General features: G+C 65.3%; 20 protein-coding genes and 1 pseudogene. 9 read left to right on the top strand and 12 right to left on the bottom strand.

The window, feature by feature from the left end:
• The first annotated feature begins 27 nt into the window (after window positions 1–27).
• Window positions 28–822: a L,D-transpeptidase gene (locus tag QJT82_RS27715; protein WP_028342162.1), complete on the top strand. Its 795-nt coding sequence runs from the start codon at window positions 28–30 to the stop codon at window positions 820–822.
• A 317-nt stretch (window positions 823–1,139) separates the two neighbouring features.
• Window positions 1,140–1,988: an alpha/beta hydrolase gene (locus QJT82_RS27710; protein ID WP_245288793.1), complete on the top strand. Its 849-nt coding sequence runs from the start codon at window positions 1,140–1,142 to the stop codon at window positions 1,986–1,988.
• Between the two features lie 109 nt (window positions 1,989–2,097).
• Here the strand turns inward: QJT82_RS27710 and QJT82_RS27705 are convergent, their stop codons facing one another.
• Window positions 2,098–2,655: a DUF308 domain-containing protein gene (locus tag QJT82_RS27705; RefSeq protein WP_028342163.1), complete on the bottom strand. Its 558-nt coding sequence runs from the start codon at window positions 2,653–2,655 to the stop codon at window positions 2,098–2,100.
• A 134-nt stretch (window positions 2,656–2,789) separates the two neighbouring features.
• Between QJT82_RS27705 and QJT82_RS27700 the strand changes: the two genes are divergently transcribed.
• Window positions 2,790–3,377 (top strand): TetR/AcrR family transcriptional regulator, encoded by a 588-nt coding sequence (locus QJT82_RS27700; RefSeq protein WP_028342164.1) that lies wholly within the window; start codon window positions 2,790–2,792, stop codon window positions 3,375–3,377.
• 46 nt (window positions 3,378–3,423) lie between these two features.
• Here QJT82_RS27700 and QJT82_RS27695 read toward each other — a convergent pair whose 3' ends face one another.
• Window positions 3,424–5,688 carry a fused MFS/spermidine synthase gene (locus QJT82_RS27695; RefSeq protein WP_028342165.1) on the bottom strand — a complete coding sequence of 755 codons (2,265 nt, stop codon included), beginning with the start codon at window positions 5,686–5,688 and terminating at the stop codon, window positions 3,424–3,426.
• 179 nt (window positions 5,689–5,867) lie between these two features.
• Between QJT82_RS27695 and QJT82_RS27690 the strand changes: the two genes are divergently transcribed.
• A complete protein-coding gene (locus tag QJT82_RS27690; protein WP_028342166.1) occupies window positions 5,868–7,469 on the top strand; it encodes an NAD(P)/FAD-dependent oxidoreductase in 1,602 nt (533 codons plus the stop codon).
• Between the two features lie 263 nt (window positions 7,470–7,732).
• Here QJT82_RS27690 and QJT82_RS27685 read toward each other — a convergent pair whose 3' ends face one another.
• On the bottom strand, window positions 7,733–7,897 hold the full coding sequence (locus tag QJT82_RS27685) for a Flp family type IVb pilin (protein ID WP_028342167.1): 165 nt from the start codon (window positions 7,895–7,897) through the stop codon (window positions 7,733–7,735).
• Between the two features lie 170 nt (window positions 7,898–8,067).
• On the opposite strand from QJT82_RS27685, the gene QJT82_RS27680 reads away from it, so the two are divergent.
• Window positions 8,068–8,952: a 50S ribosomal protein L11 methyltransferase gene (locus QJT82_RS27680; protein ID WP_028342168.1), complete on the top strand. Its 885-nt coding sequence runs from the start codon at window positions 8,068–8,070 to the stop codon at window positions 8,950–8,952.
• Window positions 8,949–9,455: a hypothetical protein gene (locus QJT82_RS27675; protein WP_028342169.1), complete on the top strand. Its 507-nt coding sequence runs from the start codon at window positions 8,949–8,951 to the stop codon at window positions 9,453–9,455. The genes QJT82_RS27680 and QJT82_RS27675 overlap by 4 nt, the downstream gene beginning before the upstream one ends.
• A gap of 20 nt (window positions 9,456–9,475) precedes the next feature.
• Here QJT82_RS27675 and QJT82_RS27670 read toward each other — a convergent pair whose 3' ends face one another.
• Window positions 9,476–9,661: a hypothetical protein gene (locus QJT82_RS27670; RefSeq protein WP_028342170.1), complete on the bottom strand. Its 186-nt coding sequence runs from the start codon at window positions 9,659–9,661 to the stop codon at window positions 9,476–9,478.
• Window positions 9,662–9,852: 191 nt separating this feature from the next.
• Between QJT82_RS27670 and QJT82_RS27665 the strand changes: the two genes are divergently transcribed.
• Window positions 9,853–11,682, top strand: a complete 1,830-nt coding sequence (locus tag QJT82_RS27665) for an aminopeptidase P family protein (protein ID WP_028342171.1) — start codon at window positions 9,853–9,855, stop codon at window positions 11,680–11,682.
• A 292-nt stretch (window positions 11,683–11,974) separates the two neighbouring features.
• Window positions 11,975–13,252 carry a multidrug effflux MFS transporter gene (locus QJT82_RS27660; RefSeq protein ID WP_028342172.1) on the top strand — a complete coding sequence of 426 codons (1,278 nt, stop codon included), beginning with the start codon at window positions 11,975–11,977 and terminating at the stop codon, window positions 13,250–13,252.
• A 115-nt stretch (window positions 13,253–13,367) separates the two neighbouring features.
• On the opposite strand, the gene ligA is transcribed toward QJT82_RS27660, so the two are convergent.
• Entirely contained in the window at window positions 13,368–15,518 is a 2,151-nt protein-coding gene (gene ligA, locus QJT82_RS27655; protein ID WP_028342173.1) for an NAD-dependent DNA ligase LigA, read from the bottom strand.
• A 124-nt stretch (window positions 15,519–15,642) separates the two neighbouring features.
• Here ligA and QJT82_RS27650 point away from each other — a divergent pair, with 124 nt between their 5' ends.
• Window positions 15,643–15,930 carry a GIY-YIG nuclease family protein gene (locus QJT82_RS27650; RefSeq protein WP_028342174.1) on the top strand — a complete coding sequence of 96 codons (288 nt, stop codon included), beginning with the start codon at window positions 15,643–15,645 and terminating at the stop codon, window positions 15,928–15,930.
• A gap of 96 nt (window positions 15,931–16,026) precedes the next feature.
• Here the strand turns inward: QJT82_RS27650 and recN are convergent, their stop codons facing one another.
• The 7 genes and pseudogenes from recN to QJT82_RS27615 form a co-directional block, all read right to left on the bottom strand.
• Entirely contained in the window at window positions 16,027–17,700 is a 1,674-nt protein-coding gene (gene recN, locus QJT82_RS27645; RefSeq protein ID WP_028342175.1) for a DNA repair protein RecN, read from the bottom strand.
• A 13-nt stretch (window positions 17,701–17,713) separates the two neighbouring features.
• The gene (locus tag QJT82_RS27640) at window positions 17,714–18,607 is read right to left on the bottom strand and encodes an outer membrane protein assembly factor BamD (RefSeq protein ID WP_016846441.1); all 894 of its coding nucleotides are present in this window, start codon (window positions 18,605–18,607) and stop codon (window positions 17,714–17,716) included.
• 273 nt (window positions 18,608–18,880) lie between these two features.
• The gene (gene lpxC / locus QJT82_RS27635) at window positions 18,881–19,843 is read right to left on the bottom strand and encodes a UDP-3-O-acyl-N-acetylglucosamine deacetylase (protein ID WP_028342176.1); all 963 of its coding nucleotides are present in this window, start codon (window positions 19,841–19,843) and stop codon (window positions 18,881–18,883) included.
• A 350-nt stretch (window positions 19,844–20,193) separates the two neighbouring features.
• Window positions 20,194–21,984, bottom strand: coding sequence for a cell division protein FtsZ (ftsZ, locus tag QJT82_RS27630; protein WP_028342177.1), 1,791 nt, complete (start codon window positions 21,982–21,984; stop codon window positions 20,194–20,196).
• 89 nt (window positions 21,985–22,073) lie between these two features.
• Complete coding sequence (gene ftsA, locus QJT82_RS27625; RefSeq protein WP_028332543.1) at window positions 22,074–23,390, bottom strand: cell division protein FtsA; 1,317 nt, start codon at window positions 23,388–23,390, stop codon at window positions 22,074–22,076.
• Window positions 23,387–24,397 (bottom strand): FtsQ-type POTRA domain-containing protein, encoded by a 1,011-nt coding sequence (locus QJT82_RS27620; RefSeq protein ID WP_028342178.1) that lies wholly within the window; start codon window positions 24,395–24,397, stop codon window positions 23,387–23,389. Before QJT82_RS27620 ends, ftsA begins: the two co-directional genes overlap by 4 nt.
• Window positions 24,337–24,661, bottom strand: a pseudogene (locus QJT82_RS27615) (D-alanine--D-alanine ligase); the annotation flags it as partial. The gene QJT82_RS27620 and the pseudogene QJT82_RS27615, both read right to left, overlap by 61 nt.
• Between the last annotated feature and the right edge of the window lie 38 nt (window positions 24,662–24,699).

Here is a 24,699-nt window from a genome sequence, read left to right as displayed (position 1 = left end):
CGAGCAGGCCTGGAGGCCAAAGGTAAAATGCGTTCGTTCCTCATTGCGTTCACTTCCGTGATGCTCTTCACCGCCGGCGCCGCACACGCCAAGGTCGATATCACCATCGACAAGGACAACCAGCAGATGACCGTCGCGGTCGACGGCGTCGCGCGCTATCACTGGCCGGTCTCGACCGGCATCCCGTCGCGCGAAACGCCGAACGGCAGCTTCCGCGCCTTCCGCATGGAAGAGGATCACTATTCCAAGGAATTCGACGACGCGCCGATGCCGCACTCGATCTTCTTCACCAAGATCGGGCACGCGATTCACGGCACCGACTCGGTGAACCGCCTCGGCTCGCCCGCCTCGCATGGCTGCGTGCGGCTGTCGCGCGACAACGCAACCACGCTCTACGCGCTGGTCCAGAAGGAAGGCGTGCTCAACACCACCGTGACGCTGACCGGCTCGTCGCAGGTCGCGCTGGCGCGCAATCCGCGTGGACGCAACGGCACCGCCGTCGCCCGCCGCGCGCCGCAGCAATATGACGAGCAGTACGGCACCGCCGCCGCCGGCGACCCGGTCGTGCTGACGCCGCAGCCGCGCGACTATCCGGCGCAGGCCCGCACCGATGACGGCTACATCTATCCGGCCGACGGCAGCTCGACCGATCGCCGCTATCCGGCACCGCCGTCGAGCCGCCGCGTCTACGACGCGCAGGCCTATGGCCAGCAGCAGCAGTATTACGGCAATCAGGGCTACGCGCCGGCGCCGCAGGGCTACTACCAGCCGCGCCCCGCCTATCAGCCGCGCGGCTTCTACGGCAACACCTATCAGGACTAGAGCGTTTTCGAGCGAAGCGGGCGCCGTTCGCATGAAGAAAACGCGTTAAAAGAAATCTGCCGCACGTTCCTGGTCCACTGACGGCGCCGCAGGCAGCGCGCCGTCAATTCACGCTCCCCTCACCCGCTTGTGACCGTCGCAAAACGCCCCCGTCATCGTGCGCCGGGGCCCGTCGTCGCGTCGTCATCTGATTGTAAAACTAGCCCGATATTCGGCGGCACAAGCGCCCGCCGGGTCCCTGGAGGCCGATTCACGCGGCATGCCCGATGAAACCAGGGCGAGAAGCGCGGGTCACGTAGGCAAGATCAGAGGTCGACATGAAACGGGGCATCATTGTCCTTTGCCTGTGCATCGTGGCGATGGCCGCTTATTTCACGACGGACAGATGGGCCATCCGTCACACGACGCTGTCGTTCCACGACGTTCTGCGTGACGACCGCAACGTCACGGTCGAGGTCGCGGTGCGCCGCGACCGGCAAATGCAGGCGATGGCCGAGATGATCGAGCTGCCGGTCGCGATCCTGAGCCACGGCAACACCGTCAAGAACACTGAGTACTCGTTCCTCACCAATTTGTTCGCGTCGCGCGGCTACCTCGTGGTCAGCATTCAGCATGATCTCGATACCGACGCGCCGATGGTCACCAAGGTCGGCGAGGAATATGTCGGGCGCCGCATGCAGTACAATCGCGGCGTCTTCAACATCATGTATGCGATCGACGAGCTCAAGAAGCTCTATCCGAACGCAAACTATCGCCAGCTGACATTGATCGGCCATTCCAACGGCGGCGACATCTCGATGTTCTTCGCCAAGCAGCATCCCGACCTGATGAAGAAGGTCGTCACGCTGGACAATCTGCGCGTCCCCTTCATCACCGACGGCAGGATCAAGATCCTTTCGTTCCGCTCCAGGGATCCGGTGTTCAAGGCCGATCCGGGCGTCGTGCCCGACGAAGAGACCTGCGCGAGACTCGGCATCAAGGTGGTCAGAACCGAATTCCAGCACAACGATCTCAGCGACCGCGGCCCGGACAGCGCGAAGTCGTCGATCCAGGCCGGCGTGGAGCAATTCCTCGACGAGGACGCCGGCGAGAACACGCCGACGATGCCGCTGCTCGCCGCCTCGACGCCGGCCTCCGCGAGTGCGGCGCCGCCAGAGAACAAATAGTCGCGTCGCGCTGACGGCGAGCTCGCGCTCTCCGGTGCTGCCGGACAGCGCTTGGAGCCCGCTCCGTTCCGATTGAATCGGAGCGGAGCTCCAGATTGTTGCTTTGACTCTAGGCACGCGCGTGGCGATAGCCGGTGGCAACGAGCCAGATTGCGGAAAGCAGGAAATAGAACGCGCCGAAGCCCGCATAGGGAGCGACGTCGAGAATGGTCGGCGCAACGGTACCGACGGACTGGCTGATCATGTAGCCGCCGGCGAGTGCCGACTGTCCGCCACTCAGGATCATCGCCCATTGCGCGCCATAATGACGCCAGCGCCTGACGCCGGTGTACAATTGCAGCACGCCCGCGAGGATCGCCCAACCCCCGAAAACGGCCAGGACGGCATAGCTGCTGTGGCTGAGCGCCACGATCACGGCGAGCGTCGTGATCGCGCTGACCGCGACATTCAGGGCCTGGGATGGGTTGGCCTTCAGGCCGCCATTGACCCGGGCATCAGCCAGATTGGCGATGCCGTCCCACGCCGGGTAGATCACGAACAGAACCGCGGCGGGGCCGGCTTGACCGCTGAACAGAACGGCGGCGGCGACCCAGGCGACCGAGAAGATGGCGCGCCCGAGATAATAGGATCGCAGCCAGGCGGTTTGGGTCGAAAGGTGGCTTTGCATTGACAGGCTCCTTGTTTGTCTTCCTACTAGTAGGTAGATGCAAAATCCGAGTCAATCTGGCGCTCCGACGTCCTGTGAGGAGAGGAAAGCCTTGATTTTCCTCTGGAATTTACCTACTGGAAGGTAGGCATGACGTGAACGTGATGATTTCGACTTCTGAAAAAATTCTCGATGTCGCACAGCCCCTCATCGTCGCCGGGGGCTATAACGGATTCAGCTATGCCGACATCTCGGATGCCATCGGCATCCGGAAGGCGAGCATCCATCATCACTTCCCGACCAAGGCCGAGCTGGTCTCGGTGCTGGTGGATCGCTACCGGCAGCAGACCGAGCTGGGCCTGAAGTCCCTTCAGGAACAGTTCGCAAGCCCGGCCGACCAGCTGCAGGCTTACGTGAACTTCTGGCGGGCGTGCATCGGCGATGCCTCGCTGCCGTTCTGCGTCTGCGCGATGCTTGCCAGCGAGATGCCGATATTGCCGGACGAGGTCGCATCCCGCGTCCGCGCCCATTTCCATCATCTTGCGGGATGGCTCACCTCGGTGCTGCAGGCCGGCGCGGAACAGCATCTGTTCCGGCTGGACCAGCGGCCGCACGAGGAGGCCCAGATGCTGATGGCATCGGTTCATGGGGCAATGCTCTCGGCGAGGGCTTTCGACGATCCCGGAATGTTTGCCGCGATCGTCAAGCCCCGGCTCTCCAGACTGCTGGTAGCCGATCGCTAGAGAATGATCGCGCGGAAGCCGCCGCGATTGGCTCGGCTTGCAGGTCCTATTGCTCGCCGTCGCGCAGGCGGCGGTACACCGCGCCCAGCACGTTCGAATAGTCGTCGGTCCAGACCCGCTGCTTCTCATCGGCTTCGGTCTCGGTCCAGACATCAGACGATGCGAGCTTGCCGACGTCCTCCTCCTCGCGCGCGGAGACCACGACCGAGGTCGAGAAGATGTACTCGTTGTCGCGGCCGGAATCCTCGCTGTAGACCCAGCTCTTCATGTCGTTGGCGTCTGCGATGCCGACCACGACGCTGGCAAGCTCGAGATGGCGGTTGGAGACGTGCATCACGACCGCGCCCTGCGGCGCCAGCTTCTCCTTGTAGATCGCCATCGCCTCCTCGGTCGCGAGATGGATCGGGATCGCGTCCGACGAATAGGCGTCGACGATGATCAGATCGTAGACGCCGTCCGGCTCCTTGGCGAAGGTCAGCCGCGCGTCGCCGATGACGGGCTTGAGGTTCGGCTCGCAGTTCTGGATGTAGGTGAAGTATTTCGGATCGCGCGCGGTGTCGACCATCGACTGGTCGATCTCGAAGAAGCGCCAGTCCTCACCGGGGATCGACGCGCAGGTCAGCGTCCCCGAACCGAGCCCGATCACCGCCACTTTCAGCGGCGCGCCCTTGCGCTCGCGGATTGCAGTGATCGCTCGCCCGATGCCGCCGTCCTTGTGATAGTAGCTGATCGGCTCGGGCTTTCCGGCGACCGGCGTGCCGTCATCGTTCTTGAACTTCTCGGCGCCATGGATCGTGGTGCCGTGCATCAGCACGTGATACTGCCCGTTCGGCGTCACCACGATCTTGTGCACGCCGAAGAAGCTGCGCACGGTTTCGACGCGGCCGTCGTCGGATGGATAGGCGCGCAGCACCACCAACGCGACCACGACGGTGGCGAAGATCTTCCAGCGATTGGCGTTCAGCGCGAGCGCGAGCAGCGCCGAGAGCACGCCGACCGCGCCGATCACCCAGACCCGGTGCACGTCGAACCAGTTGAAGATGTCGCCGGCCGAATAGCTTGGCGCGATCAGCGCCACGGCCAGCACCGCGAGGAACGGCCAGTACCAGGCGCTCCAGCGCGGCAGCCGCTCCGCGCCGCCGGGCGGGCGGCATAGCGCCGCGAGCGCCAGCAGGATCGGATATTCGGCAACCCACGAGAAAGTAAAAGGCGCAATAAGCCCCGCGAACAGGCCGCCGACCATGCCGCCGAACGACAGCGCGACGTAGAAGCCGGTGAGATATTTCGCCGCCGGGCGGGTGCGCGCAAGCTCGCCATGACAGGCCATCGCGATGATGAAGAAGCAGAGCTGATGGCCACCGAGCGTGAGCAGCAGGTTCTGCTCGCCGCCGACCGCAAGCAGGATCACGACGCCGGCAATCGCCAGCGGCTGCGCCAGCAGCATCCATTTGTGCGGCAATAGCGGCCGCGACTGGAACACCAGCACCCAGGTCAAGAGATACAGCGACAGCGGCAGCACCCACAGCAAGGGCGCGGCGGCGACGTCGGTCGAGATATGCGCCGTCACCGCGATCAAGAGGCCGGACGGCACCGCGGCGAGGAAGATCCAGCGCGCCCGCAGCGGCCAGGACGGCGCCGGCGCATTGGCGTCATCGACCTGCATGTTGAGTGCGGCGACATTGGCCGGCGACCGCAACAGCAGCACGCCGCAACTCGCGATCAGAATGATCAGCAGACCATAGCCGCCGGTCCAGATCAGGTTCTGGGTGCGCAGCGTGAACATCGGCTCGAGCAGCACCGGATAGGACAAGAGCGCCAGGAAGCTGCCGATGTTCGAGGATGCGTAGAGAAAATACGGATCGGGACCGTTGGGATGTCCGGTGCGCACGAACCAGGCCTGCAGCAACGGATTGTTGGCGGCGAGCGCGAAGAACGGCAGGCCGATCGAAACCGCGAACAGGCCGAGCAGCCAGACCGCATAGCCGGACGTCGGCGGCTCGCCCCAGCCGCTCCTGATCGCCAGCGGCAAGGTCACGAGCGCGACGACGAGCAGCACCAAATGCACCACAACCGGCACGATGCGGCCGTTCAGCTTCATCAGGAGATGGGCATAGGCGTAGCCGCCGAGCAGCAGCGACTGGAAGAACACCATCGCCACCGACCACACCGCCGGCGAGCCGCCGAGCCGCGGCAGCACCATCTTGGTGAACAACGGCTGCACCGAGAACAGCAACAGGGCGCTGACGAAGATCGCGGCGGTGTAGACAACCAGCACCAGCCGGTTGCGCGAGGCGGTCGGCTCAGACGTCATGAAAGCTCCGGCATGGACCCGGCGGGCGCCGGAGGCGGACGGTCCGGTGGCACCCCACCGGAGGATTTCAGTTGAGCATACGGCACTATCACGGACAAGAAACGGCGGTCACGCGGACTTGACGACGCGGCGCTGCGGCGCCACAGCACATGCTCTAATCACTGCTTCTTGAAGCGGACATGAACGAAACTGACGTCGTCATCATCGGTGCGGGGCACAACGGCCTCACCTGCGCGGCCTATCTTGCGATGGCCGGGCTGCGGGTGAAGGTCGTGGAACGCCGCAAGGTGGTCGGCGGCGCCGCGGTCACCGAAGAATTTTGCCCGGGCTTCCGCAACTCCGTCGCCGCCTACACGGTGAGCCTGCTCAATCCGCAGATCATGTCTGACCTGAAACTTGCCGATCACGGCCTCCGGATCGTCGAGCGGCGCGCGCAGAACTTCCTCCCCTCACCCGACGGCAGCTATCTTTTGACCGGCGAAGGCCGGACCCGGGAGTCGGTCGCAAAACTCAACCGGCAGGATGCGGCCGCAATCGACGTGTTCTCAGGGGAACTCGAAGCCATCGCCGACGTGCTGCGGCAATTCGTGCTGCGCGCGCCGCCGAACGTCGTCGAGGGCTTTGGTATCGCCGCGGTCAGCGAAGCCTTCAACGCGCTCGGCACCGCCAACATCCTGCGCCGGCTGTCGCTGGAACAGCAGCGCAATCTGCTCGACCTGTTCACGCGATCGGCCGGTGGGATGCTCGACGAGCGTTTCGAGAACGACCTCGTCAAGGCGCTGTTCGGCTTCGATGCCATCGTCGGCAATTATGCCAGCCCCTACGCGGCCGGCTCGGCCTATGTGATGCTGCATCATGCGTTCGGCGAGGTGAACGGCAAGAAGGGCGTCTGGGGCCACGCGATCGGCGGCATGGGTGCGATCACGCAGGCGATGGCGCGTGCCGCGCGCAGCCATGGCGTCGAGATCGAAACCGATGCGCCCGTCCGCGAGGTGATCGTCGAGAAGGGGCGCGCCGTCGGCGTCGTCCTCGACAATGACAAGACCGTGCGCGCCAAATACGTCGTCTCGAACGTCAATCCGAAGCTGCTGTACACGCGCCTGGTGCCGGAAGGCGCATTGGCGCCCGAGTTTCGCGCGCGCATCTCACGATGGCAGAACGGGTCCGGCACGTTCAGGATGAATGTGGCGCTCAGCGCCCTGCCCTCGTTCACCGCGCTGCCCGGCCCGGGCGATCACCTCACGGCGGGCATCATCATCGCCCCGAGCCTCGGCTACATGGATCGCGCCTGGCGCGATGCGCGCGAATTCGGCTGGAGCCGCGCGCCGGTCGTCGAGGTGCTGATCCCCTCGACGCTCGACGACAGCCTGAGCCCGCCGGGCCAGCATGTCGCAAGCCTGTTCTGCCAGCACGTCGCGCCGCAACTGCCCGACGGCAGATCGTGGGACGATCATCGCGAAGAGGTCGCCGACCTGATGATCGCAACCGTCGACCACTACGCCCCCGGCTTCGCAGGCAGCGTGATCGGCCGCCAGGTCCTGTCGCCGCTCGACCTCGAGCGGCAATTCGGCCTGCTCGGCGGCGACATCTTTCACGGCGCGCTGACACTGAATCAGCTGTTCTCGGCGCGGCCGATGCTCGGCCATGCCGACTATCGCGGACCTCTGAAGGGTCTTTACCATTGCGGCTCCGGCGCCCATCCCGGCGGCGGCGTCACCGGCGCCCCCGGCCACAATGCCGCGCGGGCGATTTTGGCCGACCATCGCGCGCTGTTCTCGTAGGCGACGCATCACGCGCCGCGGGACAAGCTGTGGACGGATGTGTTGAGAAGCTGTGAGTCGGCGGTGGACAGAGGCCTTGTCTCGACACGGGATAACCGGTGGACGCCGCTGTGGACCGGCTGTGCGATGGACGCTGACAATCCCGGAAAAACGCAGTTGATGTCTTGTCGACAAGCTGGGTGTGGCTCAGTGGACAACCGGTCAAAAAGAAAACACCGGGCGACATGTCGCCCGGTGCTTCCCTGAGAACGCCGTTCGAGAGATTACTTCAGCGAGCCGCTGATCGAGTTGAAGGTCCCGCTCAGTGCCGAGCCGACGCCATTCACCGCAGCGATGATGGCGATGGCGATACCGGTCGCGATCAGTCCGTATTCGATGGCGGTCGCGCCGGATTCATTCCGCAAAAACTTAACGATAAAAGCCTTCATTGCAGCCCTGCCCTTGGTTGTGATGCCTTGGAACGAAGGGTGTTCCCAGTTCCGCCACCGTACTAGTACGGCAACATCTAAGGTTGTCTGAACCGGGAACCTCTCAATTCTCGCGATATTCGATTGAATCCGGCTTGAAATTTTAACAAAAACCGCGCTACCGGCCTCCGATGACCCCGTCTACACACCGCGCCAGCGTCACCCTTCCAGATGAATCGACCGCAAAGCGCGTGGTAGACGCGCTTTCCGAGCTGTTTTTCGGGGATCATGCGGCGTTTGCGGCCTTCGAGCGGCCGGATGGCCGCTGGGACGTCACCGTCCATTTTGCCGAGCCGCCGGACCAAAATTTACTGCGCGAACTGGTCGGCCAAGTGGTGCGGCAAGATGTCGCATCTACTTTAGTTTTTGATACCGTGGAGGCCAAGGACTGGGTCAAGGCCAGCCTGGAGGATCTTGTCCCGGTCGCGGCCGGCCGCTTCATCGTCCACGGCCAGCATGACCGGCACCGGATACCCCCCAACAAGCTCGGGATCGAGATCGAGGCGGCGCTGGCCTTCGGCACCGGCCATCACGGCACCACGCGCGGCTGCCTGCTGCTGCTCGACCACGTGCTGAAGGCGTATCAGCCCCGCCGCGTGCTGGATCTCGGCACCGGGACCGGCGTGCTGGCGATCGCCGCCGCCAAGGCGCTGCACGGCAAGGTGCTGGCGAGCGATATCGACCCGCCGTCGGTCAGTGTCGCCAAGGAGAATGCCCGGCTGAACGGCACAGGCGATCTGGTGGACGTGATTCCCGCCACCGGCTTTGCCGCACCGCGCTTTGCCGAGGACGGTCCGTTCGACCTGGTGCTAGCCAACATCCTCGCCAATCCGCTGCGGCAACTGGCCGGCCCGATGGCGCGCCACCTTGCCTCGTCGGCGCAGGTCATTCTCTCGGGGCTGCTGACGCACCAGGCGCCGGCGGTCATCGCCGCCTACCGTGCCCGCGGGCTGGTGCCGCTGCGGCATCTGAAGATCGAGGGCTGGAGCAGCCTGCTGCTGCGTTTCGTGAAGTGACCGCGACCGGCAGACAGTGCGGCGACTGCACGCTCTGCTGCAAGGTGATGGCGATCGAGGAACTGGCCAAGCCCGCCAATACGTGGTGCCCGCATTGCGAGCCGGGGCGCGGCTGCCGGACCTATCCGCGCCGGCCGACGGAATGCCGCTCGTTCAGCTGCGTCTGGCTGGCGAACGACTTGCTGGAGGAGCACTGGAAGCCTTCCAGGTCGAAGCTCGTCCTGACCACGTCCGAAGATGGTCTTGAGGTCAGATGCGATCCGGGCTTCCCCGACGCCTGGCGCAGGGAGCCGTTTCGCAACGAGCTCAGGGAATGGGCGATCTCCGGCGAGACGCTCGACATGACCGTCGTCGTGATCGCCGGCCAGCGCATGACGCTGCTGACGCCCGATCGGGAATTCGATCTCGGCATCGTCGGCCCCGATGAGCGGATCGTGCGCGAGCTCGAGGACGGCAAGGTCGTCATTGTGACCGTGGCGAAGGCGTCGGATCTGGAACGGTAGCCGCGATCTGTGTGGATTAGCTATTCGGGTGCTGGAGAATCGCTACGGATGGTCTCGACCTTGTCCTGACCGGCCGCACGCTTGGCCCGCGCCTCGACCAGGCGGTCCAGCATCTGGACGATGACGCCGCGCTGCTTCTGTTCGACCGGCGCAATCGGGCCGCGGCGGACCGGCGGCGAGATCTTCTCAAACGTGAATGCAGGCATCGTGCATCTCCTCACCGTTGAGTTGAGACACTCCTGGACACTCCCCATACGCTTGACCGTTGACGTGCAGTGGACATCGTCCGGTCAATTCCACTATGCCATATTCAAGCATAAGTTATGCCAAAAATATGGTCATGCTTGACCGCGCTCGCGCGAAGGTCATTGCTCCATCCGAAGAGAGTACGACGGCGATGTTCGAAGCCCATTTCCAGACGTTCGAAGAGCCCGAAGGCGGCGTAGCGCTGACTGCACGCTTGAGCGCGCTGCGCGAGGAACTGGCGCGGCGCAAGCTGACCGGGTTCGTCGTACCGCGCGCCGACCAGCAGCAGAATGAATATGTCGCAGCCTCCGAGGAGCGGCTCGCCTGGCTGACCGGCTTCACGGGATCGGCCGGGCTCGCGATCGTGCTGAGCAAGGAAGCGGCCCTGTTCGTCGACGGCCGCTACACGCTGCAGGCCGGCAAGCAGGTCGATCGCAAGGCCTGGCAGGTTGAGCCGCTGGTCGAGCCGCCGCCGGAGCATTGGCTGACCCGGCATCTGGTGGCCGGCGACCGCCTGGGATTTGACCCCTGGCTGCACACTTCTTCGGCAGCCGAACGGCTGGCGGCGGCCTGCGCCAAGGCCGGCGCGGAACTGGTCGCCGTCGACAGCAATCCGGTCGATGCGATCTGGCACGAGCGGCCGGCACCGCCGCTCGGCCCGGTCACGATCCACGGCGCGCAGTTTTCCGGGGAGATCGAAGCCGAGAAGCTCAAGCGCATCCGGCTCGAGATCAACAGGCTCGGCGTCGACGCGCTGGTGCTGTCCGACAGCCACGCGGTGGCCTGGACCTTCAACATCCGCGGCGCCGACGTCTCCCATACGCCACTGCCGCTGTCCTATGCGCTGGTGCCGAAGGAAGGCCGGCCGCTGGTGTTCATCGATCAGCGCAAGCTGTCCAACTCGACGCGCGACCATCTCGAGCAATCCGCCGATGTCGAGCAGCCCGCGGCGCTGGCGGCAAAACTCACCGAGCTCGCCAAGCGCGGCGCCTCGATCGCGCTCGACAGCGCGACCGCAGCCGACGCCTTGAGCCGCCTGATCGCGGGTGCCGGCGGCAAGCCGGTGCGCGGCAGCGATCCCGTTAGCCTGTTGAAGGCGGTCAAGAACGTCACCGAGATCGAAGGCACGCGCACGGCGCATCAGCGCGACGCGGTGGCGCTCGTGCGTTTCCTCGCCTGGATCGACCGCGAGGCGCCCTCCGGCGGCCTCACCGAGATCGACACCGTCGAGGCGCTGGAGACGTTCCGCCGCCAGACCGGCGCGCTGAAGGACGTCTCCTTCCCGACCATCGCCGGCACCGGGCCGAACGGCGCCATCGTGCACTACCGCGTGACGCGCAAGAGCAACCGCCGCATCGAGCCCGGCGACCTCCTGCTGATCGATTCCGGCGCGCAATATGAGGACGGCACCACCGACGTCACCCGCACCATTGCGATCGGCAAGCCGACCGACGAGATGCGCGACCGCTTCACCCGCGTGCTGCGCGGCCATATCGCGATCGCCCGCGCGATCTTCCCCGACGGCACCACCGGCGCGCAGCTCGACACGCTGGCGCGGCAATATCTCTGGCAGGCCGGGATCGATTTCGAGCACGGCACCGGCCACGGCGTCGGCAGCTATCTCAGCGTCCATGAAGGGCCGGCCCGGATCTCCAAGCTCGGCACCACGCCGCTGAAGCGCGGCATGATCCTGTCCAACGAGCCCGGCTACTACAAGACCGACGCCTACGGCATCCGGATCGAGAACCTCGAGCTCGTGATCGGCACCGACATTGCCGGCGCCGAGAAGCCGGTCAACGCTTTCGAGACGCTGACACTGGCGCCGATCGATCGCTGCCTGATCGAGGTCAGCATGCTGAGCCCGGACGAGTTGAGCTGGCTCAACGACTACCACGCCCGCGTCGCGCATGTGGTGCGTCCGCATCTCGACGACAACGCCACCAAGCTGTGGCTGGACGAGGCGACGGCGACGTTGAGGTAGCGGCGCCGAGTTTACTGTCACCCTCTCCTCGTACTCGCTGTCATCCCCCGCGAAAGCGGGGGATCCAGTACGCCGCGGCCTATCAACTCAAATACGCCTGCCTCTTGAATACTGGGTCCCCCGCTTTCGCGGAGGACGACAGCAGAATTCGCGGCTGACGACAGCGTGGTTATTGCGCGAGACGAAACATCGTCGCTGCGTCTCCTGAAATCGCATGGGCGTATGCCGAAACGCCCGTATTCCGCGCGGACGGGCACGCTACAGTCCTTCCACAATGCTGGATCGGACCTGAATGCACGGCGTGATGGGCAAGCCGCCCGGCGCGGCTAAAGACAACATCGCGACATCGAAGGTCATGCTGCTGATGCTCGTCGTGATGACGGGCGTGGCGCCGATCTCGCTCTACATGCTGGTGCCGGCGCTGCCGGTGTTGGCGACCACCTTCGGCCGCGACATCGGGGTCGCGCAGATGACCGTGTCGCTCTACATGGTCGGCATCGCGCTTTCGCAGCTGATCATGGGGCCGCTGTCCGACAGGTTCGGCCGCCGCCCGGTGCTGCTCGCGGGCCTCGGACTGATGGTCGTGGCCGGCGTCGGCTCGGTGTTCGCCGAGACCCTGCCGCAACTGATCGCGGCGCGCTTCTTCCAGGCGCTCGGCGGCGCCAGCGGCATGGTGATCAGCCGTGCCATCATCCGCGACCTCTATCCGCGCGAGCGGGTCGGCGCCATGATCAGCCTCGTCGTCGCCGCGCTGATGATCGCGCAGATGGTGAGCCCGCTGACAGGCGGTCTGCTGGAGACCACATTCGGCTGGCGCGCGATCCTCTATCTCATCACCGCCGCGTCGCTGAGCACCACGATCTTCATCGCGCTGGCGCTGCCGGAAACCCGTCGCGACCGCGCCGACAGCTCCAGCTTTCGCGGCGACCTCGGCAAGCTGATGACGAACCGCGCCTTCGTCGGCTACCTGTTGTGCCAGGTGCTGGCGTCACAGATCATCTTCGCCTTCGCCGGCGGCGGCCCCTACATCGTGGTGACCCAGATGGGCCGGACCAGTGCCGAATATGGCGCGTGGTTCGCGATGACGGGGTTCGGCTACTTCGTCGGCAATCTCCTGTGCGTGCGCTTCGCGCCGCGGCACTCGCTGGAGAAACTGATCTGGTTCGGCCTCGCGCTGCAAGTCGGCGGCAGCCTGTTGAACCTGGTCTGGAGTTTTACTGGAGTAAACCAGGCCCCGCTCTGGCTGTTCGGCACCCAGATGATCGTGATGATCGCCAACGCCTTCGTGATGGCCAATTCCGCCGCCGGCGCCATCAGCATCCGCCCCGAGGCCGCCGGCACCGCCTCGGGCGCCATGGGCTTCCTGCAGCAGGGCATCGGTTCGCTGATCTCGCAGTTCGGCGCCTATCTCGGCGGCCACTCCACCACGACGCTGCCGTTGACCGCGGCGATCTTCGCGATCTCGATCGCGTGCGCCTGCACCATGATCTTCGTGGTGCCGCGGCGGCAGGTGGTGGTGAGCGAGGAACTGATCGCGCAGGCCGAGGAGGATGAGCAGGGGATGATGTGAGCAGTTCGTCATTCCGGGGCGATGCGCAGCATCGAACTATGGTGCGCAATTGCGCACCTGAGAATCTCGAGATTCCGGGTTCGCCTCCTCGAGGCGCCCCGGAATGACGGACATCCTACTCCCCGATCAGCTTCAGCCACTCGTCCTCGGTCAGCACCTGGACGCCATGCTTCTGCGCTTCGGCAAGCTTCGAGCCGGCGCCCGGCCCCGCGACGACATAGTCGGTCTTCTTCGACACGGAGCCGGCCGCCTTGGCGCCTAGCCGCTCGGCCGTCGCCTTGGCCTCGTCGCGCGTCATCTTTTCGAGCGATCCGGTGAACACCACGGTCTTGCCGGCCACCGCCGAACTGCTCTTCGGCTTCTCGGCGTCGATGATCTCGTCGAGCTCCCCGGTCAGCCGCTCGACGATGCCGCGATTGTGGCTCTCGCCGAAATAGTCGGCGATGCTCTTGATCACGGTGTCGCCGATCTGGTCGAGCGCATCCATCTCCGCCATTGCCTCCTCGTCGCCCTTGGCGACCTTGAGGCAGGCGTCGTGGAACGCGTCCCACGAGCCATAGCCGCGCGCCAGTGCCAGCGCGGTGGTCTCGCCGACATGGCGCATCCCGAGCGCGTAGATGAAGCGCTCCAGGCCGATCCTGCGGCGGCTGTCGATCGCGGCGAACAGATTGCCCACCGAGGTCTCGCCGTAGCCTTCGATGTCCTCCAGCTTCAGCTTCGCGTTGCGCTTTTGCAGCGTGAAGATATCAGCCGGCTCCTTGACCCATCCCTCGTCGAAGAAATATTGCAACTGTTTCACGCCGAGACCGTCGATGTCGAAGGCGCGGCGCGACACGAACAGAATGAGGTGCTCGACCTTCTGGAACGGACAGGCGAACTCGCCGGTGCAGCGGGCGCGCGAGCCTTCCTCACCGGCCGCGGTCTCCTCGCGCACCACGTCGGTGTGCAGGGGGCACGGACATTTCTTCGGGAAGTGGAATTCCTTCGCGTTCTTCGGCCGCTTGTCGATCACGACGTCGACGACCTGCGGGATCACGTCGCCGGCGCGCTGGATCACCACGGTGTCGCCGATCCTGATGTCGCGCCCCTCGCGCAGCACCTCGCCCTTGTTGCCGATGCCCTTGATGTAATCCTCATTGTGCAGCGTGACGTTCTGCACGATCACGCCGCCGACACCGACCGGCTCGAGCTTGCCGACCGGCGTGAATGAACCGGTGCGCCCGACCTGGATCTCGATGTCGCGCAGCACCGTCATGGCGCGCTCGGCCGGGAATTTGTGCGCGATCGCCCAGCGCGGCGTGCGCGACACGAAGCCGAGCCGCTCCTGCCAGTCGATGCGATCGACCTTATAGACGACCCCGTCGATGTCGTAGTCGAGCTCGGCGCGCTGCTCCTCGATCTTGCGATGGAACGCGATCAGCTCCTCGACCGAGTGACACAATTTGGTCAGCGGGTTGGTCTTGAAGCCGCACCGCTCGAACCAGTGGATCATGCCGGTCTGGGTATCCGCGGGCATGGCGCTCATCTCGCCCCAGGCATAGGCGAAGAAGCCGAGCGGCCGCGAGGCAGTGATTGTGGGATCCTTCTGCCGCAGCGAGCCGGCCGCCGAATTGCGCGGATTGGCGAAGATGGTGTCGCCGGCCGCCTTCTGCCGCTCGTTGAGCGCGAGGAACGCCTTCTTGGTCATGTAGACCTCGCCGCGCACCTCGCAGATGTCGGGCACGTTGCGGCCGTTCAGCTTCTGCGGCACGTCCTCGAGCGTGCGGATATTGGCGGTGACGTCCTCGCCCTCGGCGCCGTCGCCGCGGGTTGCCGCGGTGACGAGGTCGCCGCCCTCGTAGCGCAGCGACATCGAGAGCCCGTCGATCTTCGGCTCGGCCGAGAAATCGATCTTGTCGTCCGGCAACTTGAGGAAGCGCGTGATGCGCCCGACGAAGTCGACCACGTCGGCTTCCGCAAACGCGTTGTCGAGCGACAGCATCGGCAGCGAATGGCGAACCTTCCTGAAGCGCCCCGACGGCGCGGCGCCAACCTTCTGCGACGGCGATTCCGCGGTGACGAATTCAGGGAAACGCTTCTCGATCGCATTATAACGCTGCCGCAGCACGTCGTATTCGGCATCGGTGACGCTCGGCGCATCGTCCTGGTAGTAGCGCTTGTCATGGCCTTCGAGCTCGAGCGCAAGGCGCATCAACTCGACCTTGGCCTGGGCCTTGGTGAGCTTGTCGACGTCGGAGAGTTCTTTCTTTTTTGCTGCTTTAGCCATGCGACGGGCGCGCTATAGTTTTTCGTCATTCCGGGGCGGTCCGTCAGGACCGAACCCGGAATCTCGAGATTCCGGGTTCGATGCTTCGCATCGCCCCGGAATGACTGTGTGGGAAATGGGGCTCATGTCGTACTACGTGTACATTCTAGCAAGTCGACGAGACGGAGCAATCTATGTTGGGATCACCAACGATCTCGTGCGGCGGGTCTACGAACGTCGAATGAAGGCCGTCCCAGGCTTCACGTCCAAATACAACATCACGCAGCTGGTTTGGTTCGAAATCTACTACGACCCGATCTCCGCGATATCACGCGAGAAGGAGCTCAAGAAGTGGAAGCGAGCCTGGAAGGCGCAATTGATCGAAGCGAGCAATCCGCAGTGGAATGACTTGTACGAGTCGATCTGTACCTGAGGTGGTCATTCCGGGGCATCGCGCAGCGATGAACCCGGAATCTCGAGATTCCGGGTTCGATGCTTCGCATCGCCCCGGAATGACGAGGGGGAGAGATTACGCTGTCGCCGCCCTGAGCAGCCGTTCCGCGGCCGCCCTCGCCTCCGCGGTGATCTCGGCGCCGGCCAGCATGCGCGCGATCTCCTCGCGGCGGTGATCGGCGGCGAGTGCGTTGACGCGGGTGGCGACCCGCTTGCCCTTGTCGAGCGCGTCCTTGGAGATCAGAAGATGTTGGCTCGCCCGGGCGGCGACCTGCGGCGCGTGCGTCACCGCCATCACCTGCACCTTGCCGGCAAGGCGCGCCAGCCGCGAGCCGATCGCATCGGCCACCGCGCCGCCGACGCCGGTGTCGATTTCGTCGAACACCAAAGTCGGCGCCGAGCCGCGATCGGCCAGCACGACCTTCAGCGCCAGCAGGAAGCGCGACAGTTCGCCGCCGGAGGCGACCTTCATCATCGGTCCCGGCTTGGTGCCCGGATTGGTCTGCACCCAGAACTCGACACGGTCGATGCCCTGCGGCCCCGGTGCGGCGGCGTTGCTCTCGACCTGGGTCATGAACTTCGCGCGCTCGAGCTTGAGCGGCGCAAGCTCGGCGTTGACGGCCTTGTTGAGCTTCTCGGCGGCCTTGGTGCGCGCCGCCGACAGTTTGGCGGCAGCCGCCGCATAGCGCTTGTCGGCTTCAGCGGCGGTCGCTTCCAGCTTCTTCAGCTGGTCGGCGCCGGCATCGATCAGCGCGACGTCGCCGGCATATTGCGCCGCCAGCGCGGCCAGCAGATCGACCGGCGTCGAATATTTACGCGAGGCGGCGCGCAGCGCGAACAGCCGCTCCTCGATACGCTCCAGCTCGGCCGGATCGAAATCGGTCGCCGCCAGCGCGGCGTTGAGGTGCTGGTCGGCCTCTTCCAGCGCATTGATCGCAATATCGATCGCCTTGACCGCGGGTTCGATCAGCGCAGGCGCATTGGCGGCGCGCCGCTCCAGCCGCCGGACCGCGGCCGACAGCGACGCCACCGGCGAATGCGAGCCGCCGATCGCCTCCTGCGCCTCGCGCAGATCGGTTGCGATCTTCTCGCCCTGCATCATGGTGGTGCGGCGACCCGCGAGCTCGGTCTCCTCGCCCTCCTTCGGCGCCAGCGTCTTCAGCTCCTGTGAGGCATGGCGCAGATAGTCCGCCTCGCGCGCGGCGCGCTCCATGCCGGCGCGATGCTCGTCGAGATCAGCATTGGCGGTCCGCCTGATATCCCACAGCGCTTCCAGCGTCGCGACGTCCTTCTCGTGTCCGGCGAAGGCATCGAGCAGCTGGCGATGGGTGGAGGCGTCGACCAGCGCACGCTCGTCATGCTGGCCATGGATTTCGACCAGCGCGGCGCCGACCGCCTTCAGGGTCTGCACGCTGATCGCCTGATCGTTGATGAAGGCCCGGGTGCGGCCGTCGGCGAGTTGCACGCGGCGCAGGATCATCTCACCGGTGTCGTCGAGGCCGTTCTCGGCCAGGATCCCGGCCGCCGGATGCCCCTTCGGGACATCGAACATGGCGGTGACCTGCCCCTGTTCGGCGCCGTGGCGCACCAGTCCGGCATCGCCGCGGCCGCCGAGCGCCAGCGCAAAGGCATCGAGCAGGATGGATTTGCCTGCGCCGGTTTCGCCGGTCAGCACCGCGAGGCCACGGGAAAATTCGATATCGAGCCGTTCGATCAGGACGATGTCACGGATCGACAGACGCGCCAGCATGCGAGGACAATTCCTAGCCGAGACCTATCTTCTTGAAGGTCCTGCTGATCCAGGAACCCTGATTCTCGCTCGGCTCGAGACCGCCGGACTTTACTAGATTATATGCGTCCTTGTACCAGCGGCTGTCTGGAAAATTGTGGCCGAGCACCGCGGCCGCGGTCTGCGCCTCGCCGGCGATGCCGATCGCCATGTAGGCCTCGGTGAGGCGGAAGAGCGCCTCCTCGACGTGGCGCGTGGTCTGGTACTGCGTGACCACGGTCTTGAAGCGGTTGATCGCGGCGGTGAAGTCGCGCTTGCCCATGTAATAGCGCCCGACCGCCATTTCCTTGCCGGCGAGCTGGTCGCGCGCAGCCTGGATCTTGGACTTGGCCTGGGTGGCGTATTCCGAGGTCGGATATTTGCGGACCACCTCTTCGAGCGCCGCGATCGCCTTCTCGGTGCGGCTCTGGTCGCGCGAGATATCCGGGATCTGGTCGAAATGCGATGCCGCGATCAGGTACTGGGCGTAGGACGCGTCCGGGCTGCCGGGATGCAGCGTGACGTAGCGGGTGGCAGAGCCGATGCAGCTGTCGTAGTCGCCCGCCTGGTAGAACGAATAGGCCGACATCAACAGCGACTTGCGCGCCCAGTCGGAATAGGGATGCTGACGGTCGACTTCCTCGAACTTCTTCGAGGCGGCCTTCAGGTCCTTCTTCTCGTTCATCATGTACAAGCCCTCATTGTAGAGCTTGTCCGCGGGCTCATCGACGAACGTGTCGTCCTTGGCCATGAACTTGTCCCACAGCGCGCCGGTGCCGCAGCCGCTGAGCGGCATGGCCAGCACAATCAGGCCCGCCGCAAAACGCAGCGTGCGCGCGGCCTTGGTCAGGCCGGAGACGTCAGAAGAATTGCGTGATTCGAGCGCCATACGCATTGCCGACATGAATTGTAAAACCTGACGCCTTTGATGCGGTTAACGGCGACCCCACTCCACCCATGAACCGCGGTCATGGATGCAATATTTCCAGTGCCTTGACTGCCGTTACTCGCAACCGCAGGCCTGCTTAGCCGAAAAATGACCGTGGACCAACCGAATACGGAGCCATTCCGCCGGGAATAAGGCGACCCGGCGAAGCTCACAGCCTACTGTGGTTATTACGGAAATTGGGCCCGACCGGCCAAGCGATCAGGACTTGGGCGATCAGGACACGTCCGGGCCGTAGGCCGGGGCGACGAGGCCGCCCACGGTACCTGCACCGGCTTCGACATGGCCACGGAGCGGCCGCCGAGCGGTGTCCGATTCGACCACCCGCCAGGCGCTGCGGTCGGCGAGCAGCGCCTTCAGCACCGCGTTGTTGAGCTTGTGGCCGCCCCGTACCGAACGGTAGCTGCCGAGCAGCGGCAGGCCGGCCAATGCCAGATCGCCGATCACGTCGAGCACCTTGTGGCGGGCGCATTCGTCGGCGTAGCGCAGGCCCTCGGCGTTGAGCAGACGGGCCTCGTCGAACACCACGGTGTTGTCGAAGGACGCGCCGAGCGCGAAGCCTGCGCCCCACAGCCGCGCCACGTCGCTCATGCAGCCGAACGTGCGGGCCCGTGCGACCTCGCGGCGGAAACCTTCCGGCGACAGATCGAAGGTGAAGGTCTGGCGGCCAATCACCTGGTTGGTGAAATCGATCTCGACTTCAGTGCGGAACCCGCCGGCGAACGGACGCAGCTCGCCAACCGATTCGCCGATCTTGACTTGCACCGGCTTCAAAACCTGGATGAAGCGGCGGACGCCGGGCTGGGTCACAATGCCGGCCTGATCGATGGCCGCGACGAACGCTGCAGCGCTGCCGTCCATGATCGGAACTTCGGCGCCGTCGACTTCGATGGTGGCGTTGTCGACGCCCATGCCGCGCAGCGCCGCGAGCACGTGCTCGGCGGTGGAAACCAGCGGCCCTTCGCGGTCACCCAGCACCGTCGCGAACTCGGTCGCGATCACCGCATCGGCGGTGGCCACGACTTCGCGGTCGGAACCGTCGAGACCGGTGCGGACAAAAATAAAACCCGCATCAACAGGTGCAGGTCCCAGGGTGAGACTGACAGGAAGACCGGAATGAACACCTACGCCAGTCACGGTGGCTTGCGACCGAAGCGTGGTTTGACGGCTGAACTTCATTCGATAATGCCCACTACCCGACTTCACTCAATTCAAGTGGCCAAATTTCCCCAAGGCCGACTCGCTTGAGCTCCCCAAGTCACGGCAGACCATAGTCACAGCCCCAAACCGCGCCAACTCACGCTTCTTTACCGATTGTTACCCCATCTCCGCCGCATTCACGCCCAAGGTTAACCAAATTGCGGCAGCGAAAACGGCCCCCGGCGACGCGCCATCAGACCACCGAAAGAATAATTAATCATTTAAAATCAGTTGCTTGTTTGTCCGGCGCAATCGCCTGCCCGCGCCAAGGAAAAGGCCCCGGCGGTTCCCCGCCGAGGCCTTCTTCGTCGCCAAGCTTGTAACAAACTTCAGTTTGCCTGCCGGCGCAGGAAGGCCGGGATATCAAGATGGTCGTCGCCCTGTGGCGCCGGGGCAACAGGTGCTTGGCGGCCATGAGCGTCCAGACCCTGCGGCGCAGGGCGCTTTGCATATTCGGATACCGGCGATTCGTTCGCCGAGATCTGCTGGGCGACGCTGCGAGCCGGCTTGCGCTCGGGCAGCGGCGGCATCGTCGGCATGGCCGGACCGGAGGCGCGGGCCGCGATCGGCGGCTCGGTCTCTTCGTCGCGGCGGCCGAGGCCGACATTGGCCAGCCGCTGCAGCAGCGACAGGCGGGTCTTCTGCGGGTGCTCCACCTCGCCGTCACCGCTGGCCTGGCGGATTTCGGCCTGTGCCGGCATCGGCAGATCCTCGAACTTCGGCATCCGCGGAGCACGGACCGGCGACCGTTCCGCCGCCTGCGGGATGAAGGTCTCGGGCGGCATCGGCTCATGCTGCTCGGCCCGGGCGGCCTCGTGGTCCGGGAACAACGAGGGCTTCTGGGCAATCGGCCGCACGGTGACGTCACCGTAAGAGGCCGGCTGCATCGGCGCCTGGGCAGCCGGCGCGCTGTCGGGAGCAACCGCGGCGGCAATCGCCGCGAGCGCGGCGCGCTCGACGGCCGGACGCTGCTGCGGAGCGGCCGGAGCCGCGATCGGCGCGACCGTCACGCCGGTCGACGGTTCCAGCTTCTGGGCACGCTCGGCCATGCGCTGATTGTCGGCACGCAGGCGGGCGGTCAGATCGGCCAGCCGGCTCTCCGGCGAACCGCCCGACTGCTGCGCGGCGGGAGCCTGGGCGCGGGAGGCGATGGCGGCCTGCTCGATACCGGTGGCGACCACCGAGACGCGAATGACGCCGTCGAGCGATTCGTCGAACGTGGCGCCGACGATGATGTTGGCGTCGGCGTCGACCTCTTCGCGGATGCGGGTGGCGGCTTCGTCGACCTCGAACAGGGTCAGGTCCTTGCCGCCCGTGATCGAGATCAGGAGGCCGCGGGCGCCCTTCATCGAGCTGTCGTCGATCAGCGGGTTGGCGATCGCGGCTTCCGCGGCGGTCAGCGCGCGCTTCTCGCCGGTGGCTTCGCCGGTGCCCATCATCGCCTTGCCCATCTCACGCATCACGGCGCGGACGTCGGCGAAGTCGAGGTTGATCAGGCCTTCCTTGACCATCAGGTCGGTGATGCAGGCGACGCCCGAGTAGAGCACCTGGTCGGCCATCGCGAAGGCGTCGGCGAAGGTGGTCTTCTCGTTGGCGACCCGGAACAGGTTCTGGTTCGGGATGATCAGCAGCGTGTCGACCACCTTGTGCAGCTCGGCGATGCCGTGCTCGGCGGTGCGCATGCGGCGCTGACCTTCGAAGTGGAACGGCTTGGTCACCACGCCGACGGTGAGGATTCCCATCTCGCGAGCGGCCTTCGCGATCACGGGTGCAGCACCGGTGCCGGTGCCGCCGCCCATGCCGGCGGTGACGAACACCATGTTGGCGCCCGTGAGGTGATCGCGCAGCTCGTCCATCACCTCCTGCGCGGCCGCAGCGCCGACGTCGGGCTGCGAACCGGCGCCGAGGCCCTGGGTGACCTGGGTGCCCATCTGCACGATGCGCTGCGCCTTCGACATGGTCAGCGCCTGCGCGTCGGTGTTGGCGACGACGAAGTCGACGCCCTGCAACCCGGCGGTGATCATGTTGTTGACGGCATTACCACCCGCGCCGCCGACGCCGAAGACGGTGATCCGCGGTTTCAGCTCGCTGATGTCAGGGGGTGTCAGATTGAGTGCCATGGTTGCCTCTCTCGATTATGCGCGCGTTGGTTCGTCCCGGCCGCTGGCCGCCGGAGCTGGTGAAAATGCTGTGAGCCGGGGTTCGGTCATCAGAAGCCCTCGCGAAGCCATCGTCCGACCTTTCCGAAGTAACCGTCTGTCCCTGTCCTGAGCTGCCGCGTGCGCCGCGGTTCGACATGTTCAAGATGTGCGTATTGCGGATAGACCAGGAGGCCCGTGGGCACCGAGAACGAGGCGCCCTTCGCCTCGTTCGGCAGCCGGCCGAAGCCGAGCGGACGGCCGATGCGGACCTGACGGTTCAGGATGCGGGTGGCAAGCTCGACGGTGCCGGTGAGCTGCGAGGCGCCGCCGCTCAACACCACGCGCGCCCTCGGCTCTGCCGCAAAGGGGGAATCCGCGAGCCGGTCACGGACCATTTCGAAAATCTCCTCGGCGCGATGCCGGACAATGTTCGCAATCGTGGCGCGGGACACGATTTGCGGTGTCTCCCGATCATCGCCTGCGGTGGGAACGGACATCAGCTCGCGCGAGTCCGAACCGCCGGTCAGCACCGTGCCGTATAAGGTCTTGATTCGCTCGGCATCCGCAATGCACGCGCCGATGCCGCGCGCAAGATCCATCGTGATGTGTTGCCCGCCGAGCGCAAATCCGGATGCGTGCACGAGACGTCCGCCGGAGTATGTCGCGATCGTGGTCGATCCCGCGCCCATCTCGACGACGGCAGCGCCGAGATCGGCTTCGTCATCGGTCAGCACCGAGAGGCCCGCGACATAGGGGCTCGACGCCATGGCTTCGACGTTGAGATGGCAGCGCTCGACCACCAGCATCAGGTTCTTGGCGACCGTCGCGTCCGACGTCACCACATTCATGTCGACGCCGAACTGGCGCGCCACCATGCCTCTGGGATCGCGGATGCCCTTGACGCCGTCGAGTGCGTAGCCGACCGGCAGCGCATGCAGCACGGTACGGCCCGCGCCGGCGGCGTGGCGCATGCCAGCCGACGTGACGCGGCTGATATCGTCCGAGGTGACCGAGCCGCCGCGGATATCGGCCGCGGCTTCGACCAGCTGGCCATGCTGCCGGCCGCCGGAGACCGACAGCAGAACGGATTCGACACGGACCTTGGCCATGCGTTCGGCCAGCGCCACCGCATGGCGCACCGCCTTCTCGCATTCGGCGAGATCGACGACGGAGCCCGCCTTGACGCCGCGCGACTGGATCTGGCTGTAGCCGATCAATTCGACCGCATGGGTGCGCCCACGCAGCGCCTCGTTCGGCGGCGACGGCCTCAGCCGCGCAATCATGCAGGCGATCTTGCTGGAGCCGACATCGAGCGAAGCCACCATCGCGGTGCGCTTCTGCATCGGGCGGGTCTTCGGGGTCAAATTGCGATCGAGGCCGGTCATGCGGAGTCACCGGCCTTCTTCTTGGACTTCTTGTCCTTGAACAGTTCGTCGCGCGCCTTGCCGGCGTCCTCGGACAATTGCACGATCAGCCGATCGGGCAGGCGCATGTCGACGGCGACAATGTCGCGCGAGAACAGCTTCTCGTCCTTGTCGAGCCTGGAGAGCGCAGCGAGCGCATTGCCGACGTCGTTCTCCGGCAGGCGGACGTCGAGACCGTCCTTGAGGCGCAGGTTCCAGCGCCGCTCGCCGACGAAGATCGCGGCCTTGGTCACCGAGCGGACTTGCGGATAACGGTCGAGCAGCGCCAGGAAGTCGTGGGCCCTGACGTCGGCGCCCTTGCCGACCACCAGCGGCAGATTGAGGAAGCGGCGCGAGACGTAGGGCTCGAGCACCGCGCCGTCGGAGGCGATCACCGACAGGCGGCCGTTCTGCTGCCACAGCGCGAAGGCGGTGCGTTCGACGATGTCGATCTGCAGCCGGCCCGGATAGAGCTTAAGGATCGTGGCATCCGCGATCCAGGGATTGGCCTTCAGCTTGGCGCGCACGGTGTCGGCGTCGAGGAACAGCAGCGAGGAGCGGCCATTGACGCCGCCGATCGCGAGCACCTCGTCCTGGCTCAGCTGCTTGCGGCCGTTGATGGCGACGGTGGTGATGCGGAAGCCGGCAGTATTGGCAAGCGCGTTGCGGGCGTCGCTGAGCGCGGTGGTGAATTCCTCGACATGGCCGCCCTTGACGATGCCGAGGCCCAGGCTGCCGAACAGGATCGCGAGCGTCGCGACCAGCCCGATGCGGCGCGGCAGATAGCGTTCGACCATCAGGATGTAGCGGTTCGGCGGCTCGCGATCGATGATGACTTGCGGCCGCCTGGCGGGGCGCCGGCGACGACGTGCGAGACGGGCGCCGACATACTCGCGCAGCAGCACCGCCGCTCCAATAGCGGCTGCTCTCAGGTCAGCTTGAGGCCCCAGCGATCGCAGCGATCGGGTGAGGCGTCCTGCACCATCCATTGCACGAGCTCGTCACATGTTGCGCCCGCAAACCCCGCGGGTCCCGGCACAAATCACGTCTCGGCTAGACCGGTGGGATTAGAGTGGCCCCCTGTTCCCTGGTTGCGATCCTCGAAGCGGTAATCCGCGACAGCTCACGCCCCGGCAGCCAAGCGCTACATGCGCCGCCAGCGTTAACCTTCGGGCTTCCTGGTAAACAAACGGTAAACGACTTCGGCCTGGAGCGTGTTTTGATCAACGCTGTGAGTACTTTGCCGCGAACTCGTTAGCATTTTAGCAACAGCAGCCGGGTTCCATCCGGC

This window comes from Bradyrhizobium sp. Mp19, assembly GCF_029952935.1.
Lineage (GTDB): Bacteria > Pseudomonadota > Alphaproteobacteria > Rhizobiales > Xanthobacteraceae > Bradyrhizobium > Bradyrhizobium elkanii.
This window is presented reverse-complemented; position numbering and strand designations above follow the sequence as displayed.